Consider the following 17,734-nt stretch of genomic DNA (forward strand, 5'->3'; position numbering starts at 1 on the left):
TGGTTCTCGCCATGAGACGGAGCATTTCTATGAGCAAAAATTGGTTTATCACCGGAGCCTCCTCCGGCCTCGGCCGGGAAATGACGGCCCAATTGCTGACCCGCGGCGACACCGTCGTCGGAACAGTTCGGCGCGAGGGCGCGCTTGCCGATCTCCAGCAGCAGTTTGGCGACAGGCTCGTACCGAGGATGCTCGACCTGACGGACACGGACGGCATCCGAGCCACCGTTGCTGATGCATTTTTTTGTCTGGGCACGATCGACGTCGTGGTCAGCAATGCCGGCTATGGTTTGTTCGGCGCAGCCGAGGAAGTCACGGATGCGCAGATTGACCGACAGATCGCGACCAATCTCACGGGCTCGATCCAGCTCATTCGAGCCGCGTTGCCGCATCTGCGGCGGCAGGGCGGTGGCCGCATCATTCAGGTGTCGTCGGAGGGCGGACAGATCGCCTATCCGAATTTCAGCCTCTACCACGCCACCAAATGGGGGATCGAAGGCTTCATCGAAGCGGTAGCTCAGGAAGTCGCGCCGTTCGGGATCAAATTCGTGATCGCCGAGCCGGGACCGACGGCGACCAATTTCGGAGCCGGGCTTGTTCATGCGCAACCGATGGTCGAATACGACAACACGCCGGCCGGCGAAGTGCGGCGAGCGATCGCGGAGGGAAGCTTCGACCTTAAGGGCGATGCCAAGCGGACCGTCGCTGCCATGATTGCCGCGGGCGACGAGGCGGAACCAGCATTGCGGCTTGTCCTGGGCAGCACTGCTTATAATTCGATCTCGCCGGCCCTTTCGCAGCGGCTCGCCGCCGTCGAGGCACAGCGCGACCTCGCATTCTCTGCCGACCGGGATTTGTGAGCGAACAGGGTGTGCTATCGCCCTTTTGCCATCCGTGGCAAAAGGGCCTTCCGTCAGGTCTGTTGTTCGAGAGGGGTCACGGATGGAATGATGTGCCCCCAGCGCGGCGTTTGCGCGTCAATCGCGTGGAATATCGCCCCTCAGTACAATCGGCGGGTAGTGGCGGACCGGACGGGGTCCGAGCGTCTAGATTGAAGTAGTTCTGCCGCTCGACGTGGTCCCAAGCAATGTCCGCTTTCAGGAAGTCCTCATTATTGCCCGAATAGCAGACATGGGGCGCAAAGCCGACACTGTTGCGATGAGGAGCGTACGCCTTGCCCCCCGACCCAAGTGGTCCAGCCAGGACGCCTCATCCTTGGGCCCGTGGTGTTGGCGGGCCACTCAATGGCATTTCGTGTTGCTGCCCGACCTAGGTTTACGCAAGATGAGACAGCCATAAGTGGAGCCAACCGAGAGCTAGAAATTGCCGGTGGACCTCATCCTGATCTCGACCCGCTCAGATGCGGCCCAAGCCGCTCTCCTGATGGCCGAAACCAACGTTCGACCGTCTTTGTGGCCAGCGATGTCGAAGAGGCGTCCCGACATGATCTCGCTGGACGAAGGTCGAACCAATTAGGTTTCGGCGGCCGCGACATCGCTATGGTTAGCCACCGCGCAGGCGTGTCAACCAACGATGAGCGGCTGAACTCCTGCCGCCTTGTCTCTGCCACGCATCGACCGGAGCGTCGGGGAAACCGCATCGTTCGGGCCCATTCCGCCCGGCGCGCTGGCCGCCGATCTCTCGATCGCCGCGCCGCCGCATCCAGGATTGGAGCTTAGAGCTCCAGTATCTGCCTCGATCAAAGCCGCATCGCTGAAAGAGCCAGTTGGAACCTCGCTCCTCCCGTCAGATGTGTCGAGATGATGCAAAAGCGCTGGGGCAACCCGAAGGTGGTAGGCAGTGGGGTACGAGCAAATGCCCATCGCCGAATCTATGCAAAAACAATTAGTTAATCCAAATCAATGGCGGAGAGAGAGATTCGAACTCCCGATACCCTTGCGGGTATGCCGCATTTCGAGTGCGGTGCAATCGACCACTCTGCCACCTCTCCGCGGTGGCGCTGTCAGCGCGATTGGCCTGATACATGGGTCGGCAGGCGATGACGCCGCTGGCGTGCCTCGAACGTGCCGTCAAGCCGGCCAGTAGATGCGCTTCAAGGGGACCAACTGCTTCGTCTCGACGTCGAGCTTGTCATAGACCTCGATCAGCGCCTCCACCAGATCGTCGATCGACATCAAGTGAACCGGAATGTTGGCGCGCTCGGCTTCATAATGTGCGTCCTTGCTGAAACCGCCCGTCGAGACGTAGAGGCCCTTGTCCTGGGGATGCCGACCGCCCAGGAAACTGCGGATCGCCTGAGCGCCCATCGAGCCTTGCCTATGTTTTACTTCAACGATGATGCGAGGGGCTTCAAATCCAAATCCATCGGGCGACGCCACAATGTCCTTGCCACGATCTGGTCCGGATGGCGACACCTGTGTCTTGTAACCCATTGCCCGCAACAATCCGGCGACAAGTTCCTGCATGTCGGACCAATCGAGGGCAGAAAGGCGATCTTTGGTGAACTCGATCGCCTTGCTCTGAATGCTCTTGAAAACATCCTCTTCAGCCTGAACCTCGTTCCGGACATCCGATTCTGGTGCGGGCTCATGGGAACGCATCGCGCGGCGCAAATCGGCCACGACCTCATCGGACAAGAGGAACAGCGTCGAGATCGCCCCCAGGCTGTTGCGGCTGGAGACAGACAGCAGGTCGCGCGACACCTCCCCTTCCCAGGCAACGCGGCGGACATTTGGATCTGCCTCGTCGACGGTAGGATCCCACTCATAGTCGCCGACCAGCTTACCGACGAGATAGACGCGCCGGCCGGGATCATAGGTGACGACCGTCTCGCCTTTTTTCATCTCCGTGTTGAAGCGGTAAATCTGGCCAGTGGCCATCGCTGCGCTTTGCTGAGACAGCTCCGGCCACTGCTGCTTCACCCTGGCTAGGATAGCGTCCCTACTGTGCAAGGCGCCTAGATTACCAATTTCGCGCCAGCCTATCGCAACCACGCCGCGCTCTTTGAATACGTCGTAAAGCCTGCCTTTGCGCTCCGCGCGCACCATCCATGCGTTCACTGGCTCATTCCCCCCCCTAGCCCCTTCATTGAGACCGAGCCTAGGTTGCGGTGAGATGGCAAATCAAGGGCCGATCGCCTCTTGTCTCAGCGCTCGCTGCGGCTACTGTCGCCGGCTGAATGCGCAATGGGATGAGACATGCTAACCGGTGAAATTCGCTCGAAGGTCGATCAGGTCTGGAACGCCTTCTGGGCAGGCGGGATCGCCAATCCGCTCGAGGTGATCGAGCAGATCACCTATCTGCTGTTCATGCGTGGGCTGGACGATATCCAGACGCGGGAAGAGAACAAGGCAAATACGCTCGGCCGGCCGATCGAGCGCGAGATCTTTCCGGAAGGCATCTATCGCACCGTCCGAGACGACGAGACAGGAGAGATCAAAGAAGAGATCCCCTACTCCATGCTGCGGTGGTCGCGTTTCAAGGACGTCGACCCGGCGCGGATGTTCTTCCTGGTCTCCGACAACGTCTTCCCCTTCCTGCGCGACATGGCCGAAAAAGGCACAGCGCATTCGGAACACATGAAGGGTGCGCGCTTCACCATCCCGACGCCGGGCCTGCTCACCAAGGTGGTCGACCTCCTGGCGGATATCCCGCTGGAGGATCGCGACACCAAGGGCGACCTCTACGAATATATGCTCGGCAAGATCGCCAGCGCCGGCCAGAACGGCCAGTTCCGCACGCCGCGCCACATCATTCAGCTGATGGTCGAACTGACGAAGCCGACGCCGAACGACGTCATCTGCGACCCGGCCAGTGGCACATGCGGCTTCCTGGTCGCGGCCGGCGAATATCTGCGCGAGCACCACAAGAGCCTGTTCCGCGATACCGAGCTGAACCGCCATTTCCATAGCGGCATGTTCCACGGCTACGATTTCGACCAGACCATGCTGCGCATCGGCTCAATGAACATGCAGCTGCATGGCGTCGAGAATCCGGACATCCGCTATCGGGATTCGCTGGCCTCCGGCCATGCCGATGATGCCGACAAATATTCGCTGATCCTTGCCAATCCGCCCTTTGCCGGCTCGCTGGACTACGAGACGACGGCCGCCGACCTTCTCTCGATCGTCAAGACGAAGAAGACCGAGCTTCTGTTCATGGCTCTGTTCCTAAAGCTGTTGAAGCCCGGAGGGCGCGCGGCGGTCATCGTGCCGGACGGCGTGCTGTTCGGCTCGTCCAAGGCGCACAGGGCGATTCGCAAGATGCTGGTCGACAACCACAAGCTGGATGCGATCGTCAAGCTGCCATCCGGCGTGTTCAAGCCCTATGCCGGCGTGTCGACGGCCATCGTCTTCTTCACCAAGACGAATTCCGGCGGCACGGATCATGTCTGGTTCTACGACCTGCAAGCCGACGGCATGAGCCTGGACGACAAGCGCCAGATGCTCGTCTCCGAAGACAAGTTCGGGCCGGTGCCAAAGTCGGCGCTCACGGCAGAGGAGCACGCGAAAAACAACTTGCCGGATGTTGTCGTTCGCTGGACAGACCGAGATGGCGCCGAGCGCACGAACCCGCGCACCGGCCAGAGCTTTACGGTCACGCGGGAAGAGATCGCGGCGGCCGAATACGACCTGTCGCTCAACCGCTACAAGGAGGTCGTGCACGAAGCCGCCGACCATCGCCCACCGAAGGTAATCATCGCGGAGCTACTGGTTCTAGAGGACGAGATTGCCAACGGCTTGAAAGAGCTGGAGGGGATGCTGTGAACACCCTCGCTGCGACTTTTGGTGATATCTGTGAGTTTAAATACGGAAAATCGCTTGCTGCGGACAATCGCATTCCCGGTGATGTCGTTGTTTACGGGTCCAATGGTCCGGTAGGAAGTCACAACGCCGCATTGTCGGATGGACCAACGATTGTGATTGGCCGGAAAGGCTCGGTCGGCGAAGTCCACTATTGTCAGGGGGCAAACTGGGCGATTGATACCACTTACTATATCGATGCGACTTCAACCGACTGCGATTTGAAGTGGCTCAGTTATGCGCTCAGCTCGTCGCGGATCCGCGAGCTCAACAAGGCAGCAGCCGTCCCTGGTCTGAACCGAAATGACGCTTATCGAGAGAACGTGCTCGTCCCGCCGCTCGACGAGCAGAAGCGGATTGCGGCGATCCTGGATAAGGCCGATCAGCTGCGCCAGAAGCGCCGCCAGGCCATCGGGCTGCTCGACAGCCTCACCCAGTGGATCTTTCTGGAGATGTTTGGGGATCCAGTTACCAATCCGAAGGGGTGGGCTGTGAAAGAGCTGGCCAGCCTCGAGCGGTTTCTAACGAGCGGATCTCGCGGATGGGCACAGTATTATGCGGATCGAGGACGCCCCTTCATTCGAATCCAGAATCTCAAAAATGGGAAACTATCGAGAGACGACTTGGTATTTGTTGACGCGCCTGACAACGCCGAGGCGCGTAGAACTGCCGTTCAGAGCGGAGACGTGCTCATAAGCATTACGGCAGACCTTGGTCGGGTTGCTGTAGTTCCCTACGATTTGGACGGAGGCGCCAATATAAATCAGCACATTGCGCTATTTCGGCCGAAGGGAATAAATTCTACTTTCTTAGCCTCTTACCTTGCCAGCGAGGGTGGAAAGCGACAGTTCAACGCGTCAAACAGGCAAGGCGTGAAGGCGGGACTGAACTTCAATGACATCAGAAGTTTGAAAGTTCCCGTTCCTCCCCTGGATATGCAAACCAAGTTTGAAGAAGCGCTGGTCTCACTTGAGGCTAGGCAATATCAATATTCAATTGCCGAGAACAACGTCGAAGACCTCTTCGCTTCCCTTCAACACCGCGCCTTTTCTGGCCAACTCTGAGGCAGCATGACGATCGGCACCTACAAGCTCACGCTGCCGCCCGAAATGCTCCGGCGCGGATTCTGGCTCTATGCCTGGCGCGTTGTCGGACCGTCCGGCGAAGAGTTCGTCTATGTCGGTCGCACAGGCGACAATTCGAGCCCGAACGCCTCGCCTGCCTATATCCGCATGGGACAGCATCTGGGCTCCGCCAAGACCCAGAACGCCCTTCGCAAACATCTGACGAACAAGGGCATCCCGCCCGAGCAGTGTCGCTCGTTCGAGCTCATCTCGCACGGCCCGATCTATCCCGAGGTTGAAAAACCCGGCGAATTCAATCATGAGGATAAGGTGCTGCGGAAACTACTGATGGTTGAGCACTTGCCGTTGCGCGATATCGTTGGCGCGATGGAAAAGCAGCTGGCCAGAGATCTCAAGGACGTTGGCTACGCCGTGCTCAACACTGTCAAATGGCGCCACGACGTCGCTCCGGAACTGTGGAAGCCGATCCGAGCGGCGTTCGCGGAACACTTCCCCAGATTGCAGGGCTGATGAATGTCCAACTTCGCCTTTCTCGCTGCCGAATTTCCCGAGATCTTCGACAACGCGAAGCGGGCGGAGGGCTATGTTTCCGGCGATCCGCGCACGGCAGCCTTCTATGCCCGGCGCACGGTCGAGCTCGCCGTGCAATGGGCCTACAAACACGATAGCGGGCTGCACTTTCCCTATGAAGACAAGATCTCGGCGCTGATCCACGAGCCGAGCTTTCAGGAGCGTGCGGGCCAGGCGGTCTTCACCAAGGCCAAGCTGATCATCCGCATCGGCAATCGCGCCGTGCACGAGACGCGCGACACCTCGGCTCAGGACGCCACCGATGCCGTGCGCGAACTCTTCCATCTCTGCTTCTGGCTGGCGCGCACCTATGGCAAGGCCCCGCCAGCGGACGGTCTCGCCTTCGACGCTGCGCAACTGATCCGCAAAGACGATCTGGTCAGGAAGGCCTTTGCCGAGCTGACGCGCCTGAAGGCGGAGTCTGAGGCGAAGGACAAGGCATTTGCCGAGCTGCTACGCGCCAAGGGCGATCTCGACGCAGAGCTGAAGGCGGCCCGCGCCGAGCGCGACCGGATCCGCCGCGAGAATCAGGCGCGGCCGGATACGCATGACTATTCCGAAGCCGAGACCCGAGACCGCTATATTGACCTGTTGCTCAAGGAAGCTGGCTGGAAGCTCGACCAGCCGCGCGACCGCGAATTCCCGGTCGACGGCATGCCCAACGCCGAGGGCAAGGGCTTTGTCGACTATGTGCTCTGGGGCGACGACAACAAGCCGCTGGCGCTGGTCGAGGCCAAGCGGACAAAGCGCGACCCACGCGCCGGCCAGCAGCAAGCCAAGCTCTATGCCGACTGCCTGGAAAAGCAGTTCGGCCAGCGGCCGCTCATCTTCTGCACCAATGGCTACGACCACTGGATCTGGGACGACGCAGCCTATCCTCAACGCAAGATCTCCGGCTTCTACAAGAAGAGCGAGCTGCAGCTGCTGATCCAGCGCCGAGTAAGCCGAAAGGCGATCGGGGGCCTTCCGGTCGACAAGAAGATCGTGGAACGCGACTACCAGCATCGCTCCATTCGGCGCGTGACCGAGGCCTTCGAGAAGAACAAGAGCCGCAAGACCCTACTCGTCATGGCCACGGGATCGGGCAAGACGCGCGTCTCGATTGCGCTGGTAGATCTGTTGATGCGCGCCGGCTGGGTCAAGCGCGTGCTTTTCCTTGCCGACCGCGTGGCGCTGGTCAACCAGGCTGCCCGAGCCTTCAAGGCCCAGCTGCCGGACGTGTCGCCGGTGAACCTCGTGACGGAAAAGTCGGGCGAAGGACGCGTGTTCCTGTCGACCTATCCGACGATGATGAACCTGATCGACGAGCGGCAAGGCGGCAGCGCGCGCTTTGGCGCCGGCCACTTCGACCTGATCATCATCGACGAGGCGCACCGGTCGGTCTACCAGCGCTATGGTGCCATCTTCGACTATTTCGACAGCCTGCTCGTCGGCCTCACCGCAACGCCGAAAGACGAGATCGACCGCAACACCTACGAGCTTTTCGACCTTGAGGACGGCGTCCCGACTGACGCCTATTCTCTCGATAAGGCGATTGCGGATGAGTGGCTGGTGCCGCCGCATTCCGTCTCCGTTCCGCTCAAATTCCAGCGCGAGGGCATTCGTTACGACGAGCTCTCCGACGCGGAAAAGGAAGAGTGGGACATGCTGGAGTGGGACGAGGAGGACGGCGACCCGCCCGACAGCGTCGATGCCGAAGCGATCAACAAATGGCTGTTCAATGCCGACACCGTCGACAAGGTGTTGGCCCATGTGATGACGGAAGGGTTGAAGGTCGCGGGCGGCGACCGCCTCGGCAAGACCATCATCTTCGCCAAGAACCAGGCACACGCCGAGTTCATCGAGAAGCGGTTCAACATCGCTTATCCGCAGCTCGCCGGCCATTTCGCCCGCATCATCACCTTCAAGACTGCCTATGCGCAGAGCCTGATTGACGACTTCTCGAAGAAGGACGGCAACCCGCACATCGCCATTTCCGTTGACATGCTCGACACCGGCATCGACGTGCCGGAGATCGTCAACCTCGTCCTCTTCAAGCTTATCCGTTCGAAGACGAAGTTCTGGCAGATCATCGGTCGCGGCACGCGCCTTTGCCCGGATCTCTTCGGCCCGGGCGAGGACAAGGAATTCTTCCGCGTTTTCGACTACTGCCAGAACCTAGAATTCTTCCGCCAGAATCTGCCCCCTGACGAAGGGCAGAACGCAAAATCCCTCACCGAACGCCTCTTTGCCGCGCGGTTCGATCTGGTGCAGGCCCTGGACGGGAAGGAGGCTTTGGAGAAGCCGCCAGGCGTCGCGGAAGCGGGTTCTGGCTTCGATGCGGGCCCCGACGTGCCGCCGGACGAAACAACGATCCGTGACGGCGCGCTCGCCTTCCTGAAGACCTATGTCGCCACGATGAACCTCGACAACTTCATCATTCGCGGCAAGCGTGCGCTGGTTGAGAAGTATCGGACGCCGGAAGCCTGGGGTTTGCTGAGCGAGGACGTGCGTAGGGAGCTCATCGACGAACTCGCTCCCTTGCCGAACGAGATGAAGAGCGAGCCGGAAGAGGCCAAGCGCTTCGACCTGTTGATGTTCAATCTGGAGATAGCGCTGCTGAAGGGATCGAAGCGTTTCGACAAGCTGAAGAAGCAGCTGGTGGATATCGCCTCGGCGCTGGACGAGCAGACGGCCATCCCCGCAATCGCCTCCCAGCATGCGCTGATCCTCGACGTGCTGTCCGATGTTTGGTGGGAAGGGATCACAGTGCCGCTGCTGGAGCTGGTCCGGCTCCGGCTGCGCAATCTGGTTCATCACATCGAGAAGCGGAAGAAGGCGATCGTCTACACGAACTTCGCCGACGAACTTGGCGAAGGCAAGGAGCTGGAATTGCCCCAGGTGGGAGAGATTGACTTTGCTCGCTTCAAGCGAAAGGCACGTCATTTCCTGCGCGCGCACGAGGACCATATCTCGATTGCAAAGCTGCGCCACGGCAGAGCGCTGACAGCGACCGATATGGACGAGTTGCAGGCCATGCTTCTCGCTGCAGGAATCGGCGACGCCAAGCACTTCGAGAAAGCGACCGAAGTCGCTCACGGCTTTGGAATCTTCGTTCGTTCGCTGGTAGGCTTGAATCGGGCTGCCGTGGCCGAGGCGTTTTCCAGCCTTCTGTCCGACACGACCGCGACATCGGATCAGATTGAATTCATTGACATGGTGATTGAGCACCTGACCGAGAAGGGCGTCATGGATCCCGGCCTCCTATACGAGAGCCCCTTTGTCGACGTTGCGCCAAGCGGTCCAGAGACGGTATTTCCGCTCGCCGACGTGAAGCAGCTGGTATCGGCTATCCGCACTCTCAACGACAGCGCACTGGTGAGCCACACTCCAGCGCCGAGCTTCGCCCAGGCGGGAAAGTAATCGTTCGGTCGCACACACCGCCCGCGACATCTGCACCAGCGCCAGAGCGCCACGTATCGATTACCGCTTCAGGGGAGCTCACTGGCAGACGCGGATGCCGCTGGAGCTAAAGAACAGAGCTCGGAATGCCGGGCCAGCCCTGAGTCGCCGCAGACGATTTCTGACGGCCAGGCAGGATCGGACGGTCGGCTTGGAGGGTGTGGGGTGAGCCCGCCAATGCCTGAGCGAATTCTTATGAACAGCCGCTGTTGGTAAGGTGCCCCGCAACGCCCAGCTTCCAATGAACAGGCCGAGTATGTAGCATCAGAGCAATCTCGCGCGCCCAAACCCCGGTCAATCGGCTTATGGATGTCCGAGAGGCTATTCCAAGTGACTTGCGGGGGCGCAGTGGGCACGTTTCTTTGGCGCGGAGCGTTCCGCTCAATCATTTTTTGGATCATCGTCGCGGCAACGGTGGCGGCGATCGACATCCTAACCCCATTGGATGTTCGTCTGATCGCTGGTCGCATCGGAGCCGCCTTGGCACCCGTGCTGCAGGGCGAGCATGTCCCATCCGAGGCTATGGAGAATCTAAGCAAGCCGGACTTCGCCTTTTCTCTAGCAGGGCTGCTAGTTTCATTTGGCGCGGGCCTATTCCTCGCTTTCGCGCTCCTTCACGCATTTGCAATACGATTTTCACTTCGGCGGGTGGGCCGAGCATTCGATGCCTATGGGGATCGCCCCTCCTTCGCAAGGGCGTATGAAACAAGCGTTTACCCGAGGTTGATCGCACATCCGTTGCTCGGCCATGCGTGGCGCGAGTTCGATGAAACGCTCCTCAAGGGTGACGTTGATAGTGGTGGCGTCATAGGCAACACCGTCCGCCCCCAAAGCTTCATCAACTACGGTCTTGTCCGGGAACGCCTAGCGGGTCTCAAGCTGATCACCAGCATCCCGGGTTACTTCGTCGGGGTCGGGCTGTTGCTGACCTTCACGGGAATTGTCTTGGCGCTGTCAAAGGCAGGCAATGCAACGACAGCGTCCCTGGTCAATAACGACACGCCTGCCATGATGAAGGCAATGTCGGATCTCCTCGAGGTCGCTTCGTTCAAGTTCGTTACGTCGATCGCCGGCCTCGGCATGTCGATTCTGCTGGCCCTTCTCTTCAAGGTCCTCGTGGTCGGCATCGAATCGAGCTTCGTTCGATTCTGCGATCGCGTCGAGAAGCAGCTTCGATATACCGCGCCTCAGTCGATCGCTGTTGAGATGAACGAGACCGCCAAGGAACAAGCCACCCAGCTCAAGGAAATCAACAGCGACCGCTTCTTTTCCCGCATGGGCGAGCAGTTGTCTCCCCAGATCGGCACGGCCTTCGCCGGAGCAATCGAGCCGATGACGCAGAGCATCAGCGATGCGATGCTAACCATGGCAAACCGCAGCGAGAGTGGCGTTGGCGAACTGCTCGATCGGTTCTCGTCATCCGTTCAGGGAAGTGCGGGAACCGAACTAAAGCAATTGGGCGAGACGCTGGCTCGCATGCAGTCCACTCTGGAAACGACTCAGAAGGGTTTGCACGGAACTGGCGAAGAATTCGCCATCCGCATGACAGAAGCCGCCAACGCGCTTCGCGAGACCTTCGATCGCGCCAATAGCAAGCTGGACTCAGATCTCAGCACGGCCGCCTCCGGAGCGTCGGCAAAGGTCGAGGACGCGATGGGCCGGGTCATGCAGCGCCTAGAAGGCCAAGTCGGTTCGCTCATGACCAGCATGGCAGACTTTGGCGCATCCAACGCAGCCAACCTGGACGAGACACGCAGTAAGGTCGCCGATGCACAGAACGCGGCGGTTGCAAGCATCTCGGCCGCATCAACAGAAGCCGCCAAGGCGCTAGAAACCGGCATTGCCGAGGCGCTCTCAAGAGTAGCCACGGAGGTGGAGCGATTTGCTGTCGCGATGCGCTCCGGCGAGGCAGCCCTATCCGGGCAGGCGCAAGCAATCAGTAATGCAGCCGAGCAGACCCGTCAGGTCGCCACCTCGTTTGGCCAGACGGCGACCGATGTTCGTGCAGCCAGCGGCCCGCTTCTGCAATCTAGCGATCGTATCGCGCGCGCGTCGGAGCAGATGGGAGTGTCCATCGATCGCGCCACCACCAGTCTGGAAAGTGGGAGCGCCGCAACAACTGCTCTCGCCGGTTCCCTGGCGAGCCAGTCGCAAGAACTGATGGCGATCTGGGAGAATTACCGATCCCAATTTGACAAGGTCGATGAAGCGTTGGGAAGCGCCGTCCGGGAGCTGGGCAGCGCGACCGAGGCACAAGCGGCCACACTGGGCCGATATGCGAAAGATATGAATGCCGACTTGGCCAAGGTGATGGATAGCCTTCGCCCGCTCCTTGATGGCCTTGAACAGAATACCGATGCCATAGCCGACAGCGTGGAAACGCTCGCTAAAACCATGACACGCGTCGCAGCGGAGTGATGCGATGGCGTTTATCGATGACAGCCCAGGACAAGATCACCATAGCGAAGAAGACGAGAACTATTTCGTCTCGATGACCGATATGATGGTCGGCATCCTGTTTATCTTCATCATCATGCTGATGGTGTTCGCGCTGAATTTCAAACAGAAGACCGACGTCTCTGTCGAACAAATCGAACGTCTCGAACAGGCTCGCCGGCAGGCCGAATTGGTGGCGGAACGTCTTGGCTCTCTCAAGGAACAAGTGCGCGCCGAACTGCAGCAGATCAACAAATCGGATCAGGTCCGATCTGCCTTACTTCAGCAGATCCGCGCGCGTCTCGCAGCCCAGGGCCTCGACGTTCAGATTGATCTTGCCAACGGCGTTCTGCGACTGACGGAGGACGCGGTTCGCTTCCCGGCAAGTAGCGCTGCGCTGACCGGTCCCGCGTCGGCAAATGTGCGCAAGATTGCCCTGGTGCTCCGGGAAGTGCTTCCCGCATACGCGTCATGCGTTCCGACCCAGAATGTCACCTGCGCAACAGATCCCGACGCAACTTCGGTCGAGACGGTATTTATCGAAGGGCACACTGATGTAACCGGCGCTGACGAAGCTAATTGGCAGCTTTCTACGGAGCGAGCCGTGAATACCTATCGCCAGATCACGGCCTCCGAGCCCGTGTTGCGCACGCTCACCAATCGCGCCCAACGCGAGATCATCTCAGTATCCGGCTACGCGTCGACCCGACCCGTAATCGACGAAACGAACACGGTTGCCTATGCCAGCAATCGCCGGATCGATCTGCGCTTTGTGATGGAGGTCGATGGCGGGAAACGGCTGCAAGAAGTTCTGGAGTTGACCGACGAGATGGAAGGACAGCTGCAGAATCTGCGCTCTGCTATCGATACCGCCGATGTCAAATAGCCTTCACAATGCTTGCAAGGGCCTTGTCCAATGGCTTGCCATATCGCCAAGCCCGACATCAGCCGTCACTCCACTGGCGCAGTTGGCCAGTCGTCTGGAGCAGAGCGGCAATAGCATTGAGCGACGTCCTGCGAACGACTATGACCAGATTGCCACCCATCTTCGGAGCGAACTTGCCACGGGCGCGTCGCTGACCAATCGGCAACTGAAACATGCCGCTTGGTGCCTATGGTCAACGACACCTGCCCTGACCGAGAATCCAGAACAGGTCTCTGCGCTCCTTCGTCAATTCAGCAATGCGGATAGTGACCGACCGTTCCGAACACTGGCGACCTCCTTCATGGCATCCTTTGCCAGCGATATGCCGAGCCGCCTTGAGACTGCCGACACGCTATCAACTCTCTCGCAGAAATGGGGAGGTCCGTGGGGCACACTGCATCAGAGATTCCGTCTTTTTGATCTTGAAGTCGGCCCGCAGCGCTTAGCCGATGCCGTGATCGCACAAGACAAGCCCGCACCCGAGATTCTCAAAGATGCCGGCCTCAGCGCGATCAACGCTCAGTCCGGTTATGCAAAGGCGGTTACACGAGCGCTGCTCGACCGGCTGTCGACAGAGCGGGATATCGACCATATGACGCGCCTGGCGCGTATTCAACGATACGCAATGACCAGCGAAGGCAAGTCGATCTATGATGACTTGCGGCCAAACCTCATCGAGGCCCTGCTGCGGCCGTTCCTGCAACAGAACATCAACAAGGCCATTCGCGACGCCTTTCTCAAAGTCGTTCTGACGCTTCTCGGCGATCCGCGTCTCAAACCGGGCAACTGGGCCTTCGTGCCGAACCCGTTGCGCGAAATCGTCCAGCGCTGGCTTACCGAGCTATCGCTTCGTCAGTTCTTCGACATTGTGGACCTTACTGCGAACGACCGAATGTGGCGGGATCGCCGAGCGTTCTGGGAAAGCGCATTCGAAAAGAACCTAGTCGACGGCGCCTGGGTCGCGTTCGGCCCCGAAGGAAGGCAACTGGCGCGAGAGGCTTTCGGAACAACCGCAGAATTTGCAACGCTCGCATCTGGACGACGCCAGATCGAATCTGGGCATGCGGTCCTTCTTCTGCGTATTGGCAACGGCGTGGTTGCCGATTGGAGCCACAACGGCAAGTGCAATATTTGGTCCGATGCATCAGACCCGAAAGCACCGAAACTATTCGAGCGTTCTTATGAAGCAGACCGTATTAGCATCCACAAAGGTCCGGGAAATTTCGAAACAGAATCGCTCCTGAGCCTTATGCACGTAGGCAAGTGGCAGGATAGAGTCGCCAAGCGGCTTCATGAAATGACTGGCATCAGGATCACACGATCAGACTACGGGAGACCTTGATGGCCCAAACCTTCGTCACGCAACCTACGTTGTCTGGTGCAACAATCAAGCTTTCGGAACGATCAATGTTTCGTAGCAGGCCGCTGCCTTTCGCTGAATGGCGCTCGACTGACGAAACGTCACTTTCTGCCATCCGCTATTTGAGGCGGCTCGTTGACGAGGGGCATGCACGGCCCGGAGACGCAGGACTGGCGGTAGATTCCGCGAGCATCGTCGCGATGCCGGCTTCGGTCGCTGATCATCTTGCTGTTCCTCCCTTGGCGTCATTGACCTTGATGCTAACCATCGAAGGCCGGGTCGAGAGCCCAGACGGCTTGATCCGTTTCGTCTGGCAAGATCGCAACATGCGTCGCACGACGCCAGACATCATCGGTCCGTTCGCCAACATCGGCGGCGAGACGGGGCGCCTGGCGGCGCCAATCTTCGCGCTCCTCGAGGCGGTCCAGCAATACAACGCAAGTCACGGCCAACCAGGAGAGGCAAGAATTGGCCCCTGGCTAGGCGTCCAGCATGTCCTTGAGACCGTCACCGGCCAGACGGTCACAACCGACAAGACATTGCAGAACCTTCGTATCTTTCAAGCCGGCGCCTTTGCGCTCGACGTGCGTGAGTCGGCAGGCGGCCCGCAGATCACGCCAGTGCTGATGGCGCGCGCAATGCGCCAGTCCCTCGCCGACGAAGCCGACTCGCCCGAATCCAACAATGGCGAACTGTCAGAGCCCTCAGATCGACGCCCCGACAACGAAGCCGATGCCTTGCTCGTGCCCGAGATGCAGCGCGCCTTCCTGGCCGAATTCAATCGCCAGCGCGGCAAGACGCGGCCAGCCATCCCTCTTGGCCGCAATGCGTTCGTTCTGATCGAGCCAGAATTGCAGGTCGCCCTGGATGTCGTGAAGGCGGCGCAAAACGCCCCTCCGGCCGAGCGGCGCAGCTTCATTGCCAATCCGCGCGCATTCCTGGATCGGGAGTTGGGGGAAGCGGCCGACCCAACAAGTTCGGTGTTCGTCGAGACGCAGCAATATTCCTCGCGTGTGATCGGCTTGGGTCGATGGGAGAAGCCGAGTCTAAGCTGGCTGACAAAGCACAGCACAGGATGGCTACCGGAGAGATTTGCGCTTGCGATCGGCGACCGCCAGTTCGATCTGACGCCTGACGATGTGGAGACGCTCAAGACGCGTGTCGAAGAGGCTACCTATCGATTCGCAGAAACCGTTGAATTCAAGGACCAGCCTATTCCCGTTGCGGAGGCTATCGACGCGCTTGAAAGCCTTCAAGGGTTCCACGAACCAAGTAAGCCCGCTGTGGAAGCTCTTCCCAATCCATCCGATTTGGCGGACTCGGATACGCCCAAGTCGAAGGACACAGACGTCCTTCTGATTGACGATCACATTGAAGGCTCCGGATTTTCTGCCACGATCACACCACGCAAAGTCCCCCTTTTCGAAAACCTTCCAACCGATCTGTTGCAGTCCAATCGGCCAAAACCACATCAGGAAGAAGGATTTGCCTGGCTAGTCCGCTCATGGGCTTCCGGGATGCCGGGCGTGCTTCTGGCCGACGACATGGGGCTCGGCAAGACCTTCCAGGCGCTCTGTTTCCTGGCCTGGTTCAGATCCAACCAGAAGGCTGCGGGCAGGCGCGGGCGTCCCTTTGAAGGCCCAGTCATCGTCGTTGCACCCACGGCCCTGCTGCTGAACTGGGAGGCAGAGGCCAACTTGCATCTCCTGGATGGGTGCCTCGGCGAGTGCCTCAAGGCATTCGGCCCCGGCCTCTCCCGCTTGAAGACCAAGGGTGGAGCAGATTGGACGCCGGAGGACGCGCTGGACATCGAGATCCTACGGGACGCCGACTGGATCCTGACAACCTACGAGACGTTGGCGACCTATCATCGCGTGTTCGCTCGCGTGCCCTATTCTATAGGGGTCTTCGACGAAATGCAGAAGGTGAAAGCACCCGACACACTTAATACCACCGCGATCAAGACGCTGAACGTCGACTTCGTGATTGGCATGACGGGCACGCCGATAGAAAATCGCCTCGAAGATCTGTGGTGCATATTGGATCGGGTCGGCCCCGGATATCTTGGGGGCCTGCGCGAGTTCTCCAAGACGTATGTTACGGAATCGGCAGAGCCTCTGAAGGCCTTGAAAGCCAAGCTGGACCAGCCGACCGCGTCCCATCCGCCTATCATGCTGCGACGGATGAAACAGGATATTCTCGAGGGGTTGCCGTCTAAGACCTTCAAGACCTATCCGGTCTCAATGCCACCAGAGCAATCCGCTGCCTATGCGCGTGCGGTCGCCTCGGCGAAGGATGGCGATCGCTCCATGGGCGCGATGCTCAAGGCCATTCATGCATTGCGCGGCATCTCCCTTCACCCGCACGGAAACGTCGGTGTCGACGTATATGATGCCCAGTCCAGAAAGCGATGGATCGGTCAGTCAGCGCGGGTTGGGATGACACTCGACATCCTCACTGAAATCCAGCGCTCGGGAGAAAAGTCGCTGGTATTTATCGAGGATCGTGCCGTCCAAGCTGCTTTTGCGTCGGTCGTAGCTGCCGAGCTCGGGCTGGACCGGGAACCCGACATCATCAATGGAGCCCTGGCCGGCGACAAACGTCAGGCTGTGGTTGAAAAATTTCAATCTCTACCGAAAGGCTTTGCGGTCCTGATTCTGTCGCCAAAAGCCGCTGGCGTCGGCCTGACGATCACAGCCGCCAATCACGTCATTCACCTGAGCCGGTGGTGGAACCCGGCGGTTGAGGATCAATGCAACGACCGCGTATATCGAATTGGGCAGTTCAGGCCGGTCACGATCCATGTCCCGATTGCTGTTCATCCGGCACTAGGGGATGCGTCCTTCGACAAAAAGCTCGACGCACTTCTCGATCGCAAGCGAACGCTCTCGCGGGACATGCTCGCCCCCCCGGTGGCGGATGGAGATGTAGCCGAGCTGTTCTCTGGTGCAATTGATTGAACGCTCCGAAGACGTCGGTCCTCCTAGCCCGCAACGATTGAGCTTCTCAAGCCACCACGGACAGCGCGCGAAACCCCATAGTCATTGCCAAGTCGGGGAAGCTCGCTGGCAAGCACCAGCTCTATTGCAGCTACGGAACGGCATCTGGGCCGCAGAGCCTGCACTGAACCACCGTAAGCGATGTCAGGCCGTTT

10 protein-coding genes and 1 tRNA gene are annotated in these 17,734 nt (G+C 59.5%); 9 read left to right on the plus strand and 2 right to left on the minus strand.

Annotated elements, in window-relative coordinates; all coding sequences use genetic code 11:
- Positions 1-29: 29 nt before the first annotated feature.
- Positions 30-860 (plus strand): SDR family oxidoreductase, encoded by an 831-nt coding sequence (locus ACHMWQ_RS02100; RefSeq protein ID WP_396306227.1) that lies wholly within the window; start codon positions 30-32, stop codon positions 858-860.
- A gap of 1,003 nt (positions 861-1,863) precedes the next feature.
- On the opposite strand, the gene ACHMWQ_RS02105 is transcribed toward ACHMWQ_RS02100, so the two are convergent.
- Positions 1,864-1,951 (minus strand) — tRNA-Ser (locus tag ACHMWQ_RS02105).
- A 79-nt stretch (positions 1,952-2,030) separates the two neighbouring features.
- A complete protein-coding gene (locus ACHMWQ_RS02110; protein ID WP_396306228.1) occupies positions 2,031-3,020 on the minus strand; it encodes a restriction endonuclease in 990 nt (329 codons plus the stop codon).
- Positions 3,021-3,158: 138 nt separating this feature from the next.
- Between ACHMWQ_RS02110 and ACHMWQ_RS02115 the strand changes: the two genes are divergently transcribed.
- The 8 genes from ACHMWQ_RS02115 (at position 3,159) to ACHMWQ_RS02150 (ending at position 17,540) form a co-directional block, all read left to right on the plus strand.
- Positions 3,159-4,727 carry an N-6 DNA methylase gene (locus ACHMWQ_RS02115; protein WP_396306229.1) on the plus strand — a complete coding sequence of 523 codons (1,569 nt, stop codon included), beginning with the start codon at positions 3,159-3,161 and terminating at the stop codon, positions 4,725-4,727.
- Positions 4,724-5,827, plus strand: coding sequence for a restriction endonuclease subunit S (locus ACHMWQ_RS02120; RefSeq protein ID WP_396306230.1), 1,104 nt, complete (start codon positions 4,724-4,726; stop codon positions 5,825-5,827). Before ACHMWQ_RS02115 ends, ACHMWQ_RS02120 begins: the two co-directional genes overlap by 4 nt.
- 6 nt (positions 5,828-5,833) lie before the next feature.
- A complete protein-coding gene (locus ACHMWQ_RS02125; RefSeq protein ID WP_396306231.1) occupies positions 5,834-6,358 on the plus strand; it encodes a hypothetical protein in 525 nt (174 codons plus the stop codon).
- Between the two features lie 3 nt (positions 6,359-6,361).
- The gene (locus ACHMWQ_RS02130; RefSeq protein ID WP_396306232.1) at positions 6,362-9,820 is read left to right on the plus strand and encodes a DEAD/DEAH box helicase family protein; all 3,459 of its coding nucleotides are present in this window, start codon (positions 6,362-6,364) and stop codon (positions 9,818-9,820) included.
- Positions 9,821-10,207: 387 nt separating this feature from the next.
- A complete protein-coding gene (zorA, locus tag ACHMWQ_RS02135; RefSeq protein WP_396306233.1) occupies positions 10,208-12,277 on the plus strand; it encodes an anti-phage ZorAB system protein ZorA in 2,070 nt (689 codons plus the stop codon).
- A gap of 4 nt (positions 12,278-12,281) precedes the next feature.
- Positions 12,282-13,181: a flagellar motor protein MotB gene (locus ACHMWQ_RS02140; protein WP_396306234.1), complete on the plus strand. Its 900-nt coding sequence runs from the start codon at positions 12,282-12,284 to the stop codon at positions 13,179-13,181.
- Positions 13,171-14,562 (plus strand): EH signature domain-containing protein, encoded by a 1,392-nt coding sequence (locus ACHMWQ_RS02145; RefSeq protein ID WP_396306235.1) that lies wholly within the window; start codon positions 13,171-13,173, stop codon positions 14,560-14,562. The genes ACHMWQ_RS02140 and ACHMWQ_RS02145 overlap by 11 nt, the downstream gene beginning before the upstream one ends.
- The gene (locus tag ACHMWQ_RS02150; RefSeq protein WP_396306236.1) at positions 14,562-17,540 is read left to right on the plus strand and encodes a DEAD/DEAH box helicase; all 2,979 of its coding nucleotides are present in this window, start codon (positions 14,562-14,564) and stop codon (positions 17,538-17,540) included. The genes ACHMWQ_RS02145 and ACHMWQ_RS02150 overlap by 1 nt, the downstream gene beginning before the upstream one ends.
- The last annotated feature ends 194 nt before the right edge of the window (positions 17,541-17,734 follow it).

Origin of the sequence: Kaistia sp. UC242_56, from assembly GCF_044452255.1 — a bacterium.
Lineage (GTDB): Bacteria > Pseudomonadota > Alphaproteobacteria > Rhizobiales > Kaistiaceae > Kaistia > Kaistia defluvii_A.

Coding starts and splice junctions, on each gene's coding strand:
- ACHMWQ_RS02100 (WP_396306227.1), top strand. CDS start 30: ATGAGCAAAAATTGGTTTATCACCGGAGCCTCCTCCGGCCTCGGCCGG.
- ACHMWQ_RS02140 (WP_396306234.1), top strand. CDS start 12,282: ATGGCGTTTATCGATGACAGCCCAGGACAAGATCACCATAGCGAAGAA.
- ACHMWQ_RS02145 (WP_396306235.1), top strand. CDS start 13,171: ATGTCAAATAGCCTTCACAATGCTTGCAAGGGCCTTGTCCAATGGCTT.
- ACHMWQ_RS02150 (WP_396306236.1), top strand. CDS start 14,562: ATGGCCCAAACCTTCGTCACGCAACCTACGTTGTCTGGTGCAACAATC.
- ACHMWQ_RS02115 (WP_396306229.1), top strand. CDS start 3,159: ATGCTAACCGGTGAAATTCGCTCGAAGGTCGATCAGGTCTGGAACGCC.
- ACHMWQ_RS02130 (WP_396306232.1), top strand. CDS start 6,362: ATGTCCAACTTCGCCTTTCTCGCTGCCGAATTTCCCGAGATCTTCGAC.
- ACHMWQ_RS02125 (WP_396306231.1), top strand. CDS start 5,834: ATGACGATCGGCACCTACAAGCTCACGCTGCCGCCCGAAATGCTCCGG.